The 5456-nt window shown below is 69.1% G+C and carries 3 protein-coding genes and 2 pseudogenes; 3 read left to right on the top strand and 2 right to left on the bottom strand.

What is annotated here, in order from left to right:
• Nucleotides 1-35: 35 nt before the first annotated feature.
• Nucleotides 36-311: pseudogene (locus GA0115259_RS27440) on the bottom strand (TetR-like C-terminal domain-containing protein); the annotation flags it as partial.
• Between the two features lie 139 nt (nucleotides 312-450).
• Nucleotides 451-612 carry a hypothetical protein gene (locus tag GA0115259_RS40615; RefSeq protein ID WP_161230481.1) on the bottom strand — a complete coding sequence of 54 codons (162 nt, stop codon included), beginning with the start codon at nucleotides 610-612 and terminating at the stop codon, nucleotides 451-453.
• A gap of 802 nt (nucleotides 613-1414) precedes the next feature.
• On the opposite strand from GA0115259_RS40615, the gene GA0115259_RS27425 reads away from it, so the two are divergent.
• The 3 genes and pseudogenes from GA0115259_RS27425 to GA0115259_RS39220 all read left to right on the top strand — a co-directional run.
• Nucleotides 1415-2650 (top strand): helix-turn-helix domain-containing protein, encoded by a 1236-nt coding sequence (locus GA0115259_RS27425; protein ID WP_093602014.1) that lies wholly within the window; start codon nucleotides 1415-1417, stop codon nucleotides 2648-2650.
• Nucleotides 2651-2852: 202 nt separating this feature from the next.
• Nucleotides 2853-5033 carry a glycoside hydrolase family 9 protein gene (locus tag GA0115259_RS27420; protein ID WP_093602012.1) on the top strand — a complete coding sequence of 727 codons (2181 nt, stop codon included), beginning with the start codon at nucleotides 2853-2855 and terminating at the stop codon, nucleotides 5031-5033.
• Between the two features lie 230 nt (nucleotides 5034-5263).
• Nucleotides 5264-5456 (top strand): annotated as a pseudogene (locus GA0115259_RS39220) (hypothetical protein); the annotation flags it as partial.

Below are 5456 nucleotides of genomic sequence, written 5' to 3'. Positions count from 1 at the left end.
GTCAGGTCGACGGGCCGGTCAGGTCGACGGGCCGGTCAGGTCGACGGGCCGGTCAGGTCGTCCACTTCGGCGGCGAAGAGCAGCGCCGGATCGAATCCCATCCCGGTGAAGTGGCCGGCGAGTTCCAGGGACAGGGCGCCGTGGATCCGGGTCCAGACGGCCAGGGCCCGGTGGAGGACCGCGGGCGGGGCCGGATGGCCGTCCGCCCACTGGCGGTGGTCTTCGAGGTGCACGGCGAACGGTGTCGCGGGGCGGTCCGGGCGGTCCGACGGCAGCGCGGCGCAGGCGTCGAGCAGGGTCGCCATTTCCTCCTCTCCATCTGAGACGGGGCGGGGAATCCCCTTGCACGGTGAGGGCACCCACCGATGTGCACAAGGGGAAGACTGGTCAGGGCTGGAGGCCCCTGGCGCTCGTCGGTCCCGTCCTCGTCGTGAGTACGTGAGCGGGGGTTCACCGGTCGCCGGTGGTCGTCAGGGTGACAATCCAAAGGATCAGTCCGACGACACCGACGACGAAAGACGCCCAGCCAAAATCACGGAATGTCCTCACGTCCGCTCCTTCCCAAAAATACGCGGCGCCGTTCGTCGTCCATTGCTTCGAAGCAGTCGTCATGTGCGGGCACGTACCAGCCGAGGCCGGAGGGAGCGTCCCAGTAAGCCGTGCGATGGGGTTCGTCCGGCTTGACGGGCCAATGGCATTCGAAGCAGCGGGAATGGTGATCTCGGTAGGACAAGGCGCGCGGTTTCGCTTCCGTCGTACGGGGAGGGCCGGTCAGTCACAGCCGCCGGCCCAAGATGTTGATTTCGTGGTGGCGCTGGGCCGTGTCCTGCCGAAGGCGGGGCCTGAGCTGCGCCATAGCCGGACTGTCGTCCGTCGATTCCCTCGGACGGTGCAAGCACATGGGGCAGGCGCACGGCGGGAACTCGATACCGGACCGGAACGGAAGATCCGCCCCTTCGGGAAGGTCGGCGTTCACACCGTCTCCCCCTTCCGGCCGGCCGGCTGGCGGTGCGGGTGTTGCCGGATGAGGTCGGTCGCATTCCGGACGCTCACCGCTTCTCACCGATCCTTGGGGCGAGCTCGATGAGCAGCCCGGTCTCAACACGCCGCAGGACGGCTTGCGCGGGCACGGTGTACCCGACACGGGGCACCCAGTCCGGGGCCAAGCCCCAGTAACCACCAGCCGCTATCAGCGCGCACAAGAAGTCGGTGTCAGTGGTTGCCGGGGGTGTCGTCGTGCCAGCCATGGTGTCCGCGCCTTCCCTGTACGCGCTGTCAGTCATGCACAAGGCACAGGTAATCAGGGGGATTTGGGCCGGACCACAGCAGAAAGGCCGCAATCCTGCTGCATCCTGGCTGCACTGGCTACGCTGAGCAGGGAAGACACACCCACACGAGGGGGGATCGGCCCACGATGACCAGTAGGCGACGAAGGTTCACGGACCGCCGGAAAGCGTGCGGATTCAGTCAAGAAGAATTCGCGGAGGCGGTCGGTGTCGATCGCTCAACGGTGCAGCGCTGGGAGAACGGGAAGAACGACCCCCAACCGTGGCAACGTCCAAAAATCGCCAAGGCGTTGGCAGTTACCGCGGATAATCTGGACGCGCTGCTGGTTCCCGATGCTTATGTACCGCCGCGGTCTCCTGGCGCATGGCTCGCTGTTCCTCCTCCGAGCAGCGATGACGAATTCGATGCTCTCGAATTGACGCGGCGGGTATCGGCAAGCGACGCGGGGAAGGAGACCCTGAGCCGGCTGGAGAGCTCCTTCGACGACCTGGCCATGAGATATCCCGCCTCCCCGCCGCAAGAGCTGCTGGAAAGAGTGCGCAAACATTCGGCGTATGTCGCGCACCTCATGGACGCACGCATGACGCTCGGGGAACAGCGACGCCTTCACGTGGTCGGGGGATGGTTTCAACTGTTGGGGGCCACGCTCCATATCGACCTGAACCAGGAACACGCGGCGACGGCCCGTTTGCAAGCGGCGGCCACCCTCGCGCAGCACGCCGAGCACCGCGAAATTGAGGCGTGGTGCTACGAGACGGACGCTTGGCGGGTCCTCACGGATGGTGACTACGGCCGCGCGCTGCAGCTGTCGGAGATCGCGCAAGAACTGGCACCGGCCGGGACCTCGGTCGCCATTCAGGCGACAGCGCAGGAGGGCCGGGCAAGAGCGCGCCTCGGGGAAGGTTCCAAAACCTACGCGGCCATAGACCGTGTTCAGCGTATGTCGGCCGCACTCGTCCCGCGCAAGGGCGTGGAACATCACTACCAGTACGACCCCGGTAAGTCGCTGGCCTACACAGCGACAACGCTTGCCTGGGTCGGAGATCCAGCCGCGGAGAAATACGCGCGGGAAGTCATCGCGCGACTCGCCCCCGCTCACGACTTCGAGAAATGGCCGCGCCGGGTGGCGTCGGCGAACATCGATCTGGCATTGGCCCTGCTCGCCAACGACCGGCTGGACGAGGCGTGCGATGCGGCACAGCGGGCCATACTGTCCGGCCGTGTCGTTCCGTCGAATCACTGGCGTGCGCTGGAAGTCGTCAGGGCCGTGGAGCGGCGGCAGCTCCCGGAGGCCTTGGATCTCCGAGAGGCGTACCAGGGGCTGAAGGCTCTTCCGAGCGGGGACGGCCGGTCTCCGCGGTGAGACGGGCTTGTCCATGTCGAGTCATGCGCTGCCCCGGCCGCCGCCCCCGGCCGCCCCCGGGCCGGCCCCTTGTCGGCCCCTTGTCGGCCCGCCAAGTCGTGCGGAAAGCGTTGACGGAGTGACGTGTGCATGCAACTCTCCGGACTGGGAGCGCTCCCATCACATTCCGCACCGCACCCGCATACGAAAGGTGACCATCCTCATGCCCCTGCTCACGCACCCGTCCCCGTCCGCCCTGCGGCGCGGGCTCGTCGGGGTGCTGTCCGGCGTCCTGGCCGTCGCGGGATTGACGGCCGCCCCCAGGGCCACCGCCGACGCCGCCGCCCCGAAGGCCGCCGCCGCCATCGCCGTGCAGGTCAATCAAGTCGGGTACCTGCCCGACGGGCCCAAGCGTGCCACCGTCGTCACCGCCGCCACCGCGCCCACCGCCTGGGAGTTACGCAGTGCGGCAGGCGCCACCGTTGCCTCCGGTGTCACCACCGCGCGCGGCGCCGACACGGCTTCCGGGGACTCGACGCATCTCGCCGACTTCTCCTCGTACACCGGTACCGGCACCGGTTACACCCTCGTCGTGGACGGGCAGCGCAGTCATCCCTTCGACATCCGCGCCGGGCTCTACAACACCCTCCGCTCCGACGCGATGTCGTTCTTCTACCAGCAGCGCAGCGGCATCGCGATCGATCCCGCCCTCGCGGGCGCCGCGTACGCCCGGCCCGCCGGGCATCTCGGGATCGCGCCGAACAAGGGCGACACCAGCGTGCCGTGCCAGGCCGGGGTCTGTGACTACAGCCGCGACGTGCGCGGTGGGTGGTACGACGCCGGGGATCACGGCAAGTACGTCGTCAACGGCGGGCTCTCCACCTGGCTGCTGGTGAACTCCTTCGAGCGGGCCAAGCGCGCCGGAACGGACGCCGCCCTCGGTGACTCCACGCTCCGCGTCCCCGAGCGCGGCAACGGCGTGCCCGACGTACTGGACGAGGCCCGCTGGGAGCTGGACTTCCTGATGCGGATGCAGGTCCCGGAGGGCAAACCGCTCGCCGGTATGGCCTTCCACAAGATCCACGACGCGAACTGGACCGGCCTGCCCACCCGTCCCGAACTGGACGACCAGCAGCGCGAGTTGCACCGTCCCTCCACCGCCGCCACGCTCAACCTCGCGGCCACCGCCGCCCAGTGCGCCCGCGTCTACGCGCCGTACGACGCCGCCTTCGCCGCCCGCTGCCTCGACTCCGCCCGCCGCGCCTGGACCGCCGCACGGGCCAACCCGAATCTGATCGCGCCGGACTCCGACGGCACCGGCGGCGGAGCGTACGGCGACGCCACGGTCAGCGACGAGTTCTACTGGGCGGGCGCCGAGCTGTACGCGACGACAGGCGAGGCCGCCTACCGCGACGTCGTCACCGCCTCGCCCTGGCACACCTCGTCCGGCGCCTTCACCTCCTTCGGCTTCGGCTGGGCCGACACCGCCGCCCTCGGCCGTATCGTCCTGGCCACCGTGCCCACCGGTCTGCCCGCCGCCGAGACCACGCGCCTCCGCGCCTCGGTGACCGCCGCCGCCGACGCCCATCTCACCACCATGTCCGGCCAGGGATACGCCGTACCGCTCCCTGCGACGGCGTACGTCTGGGGCTCCAACGGCCAGGTGGCCAACAACGGCATCGTCATGGCCGTCGCGTATGGACTGACCGGACAGCAGCGGTACCGGGCCGGCAGCATCGAGGCGCTGGACTATCTGCTCGGCCGCAACACTCTCGGTCAGTCGTACGTCAGCGGCTACGGCGAGCAGCCGTCCCGCAACCAGCACCACCGCTTCTGGGCCAACCAGTACGACGCCTCGCTGCCCAACCCGCCCGCCGGATCCATCGCGGGCGGTCCCAACGCCGCGCTCCAGGACCCGGTCGCGCAGGAAGAGCTGGCCGGCTGCAAGCCCGCCGCCTGCTACATCGACGACATCGGCTCCTACTCGACCAACGAGGTGGCGGTCAACTGGAACGCGCCGCTCGCCTGGCTCACCCAGTTCGCCGCCGAAACGACGGACGGCGGCGGTGACGGCGGCGATCCGCCGGCCTCCGGCTGCGCGGTCACCTACGGGATCGACAGCGCCTGGAACAACGGTTTCACCGCCACCGTCACCGTGAAGAACACCTCCACGGCGCCGGTCGACGGCTGGACGCTGAACTGGACGTACACGGGCGGCCAGCGCGTGACCAACGCCTGGAACGCCACGGTCTCCCAGAGCGGCTCCACCGTCACCGCCAAGGACGTCGGCTGGAACAAGGCGATCGCAGCCGGCGGCTCGGTGAGCTTCGGCTTCCAGGCCACGTTCAACGGAAGCAATCCACAGCCGACCGCCTTCACCCTCAACTCGGCGGCGTGCGGCTGACGTCCACCGTCCGCCGTCCGTATGTACATACGCGTTGCGCGGGCAAGCAGCCGAGGAGAAATCCCCGGCTGCTTGCCCGTTCAGCGCGACCGTTCAGCGCCAGGAGGACAGCGACGCGGGCGCGGGCGCCATGGGTTAGAAAGGCATGGGCCGCGGGCGCGAACGGAAGCAGACGGGTGGGGATGGTGGAAACGGTGCGGACGGTGCGGACGGTGCGGACGGGAGTGGATGTGACAGGGCAGACGGGGCAGACGAGCCAGGCGGGCCCGAGGGGGCAGACGGGGCAGACGGCGATACCCGACGAGTATCTGACCGGGTACGCGAAGATCCTCGCGGCCGTCGCCTCGACCGGCCGCCGGCTCACCCGGGACGAACTGCTGGCCCGCCGCGAGCTGGGACGGCAGGCCGCCGAGGCCGGATTCG

Origin of the sequence: Streptomyces sp. MnatMP-M17 (assembly GCF_900091995.1) — a bacterium.
Lineage (GTDB): Bacteria > Actinomycetota > Actinomycetes > Streptomycetales > Streptomycetaceae > Streptomyces.
Note: the sequence above shows the minus strand (reverse complement) of the source record. Positions and strands in the feature narration are given on the sequence as shown.

Bases quoted from the DNA above. Each gene is read 5' to 3' on its own strand.
- GA0115259_RS27425 (WP_093602014.1), top strand. From the start codon at position 1,415: ATGACCAGTAGGCGACGAAGGTTCACGGACCGCCGGAAAGCGTGCGGA.
- GA0115259_RS27420 (WP_093602012.1), top strand. From the start codon at position 2,853: ATGCCCCTGCTCACGCACCCGTCCCCGTCCGCCCTGCGGCGCGGGCTC.
- GA0115259_RS40615 (WP_161230481.1), bottom strand. From the start codon at position 612: ATGACGACTGCTTCGAAGCAATGGACGACGAACGGCGCCGCGTATTTT.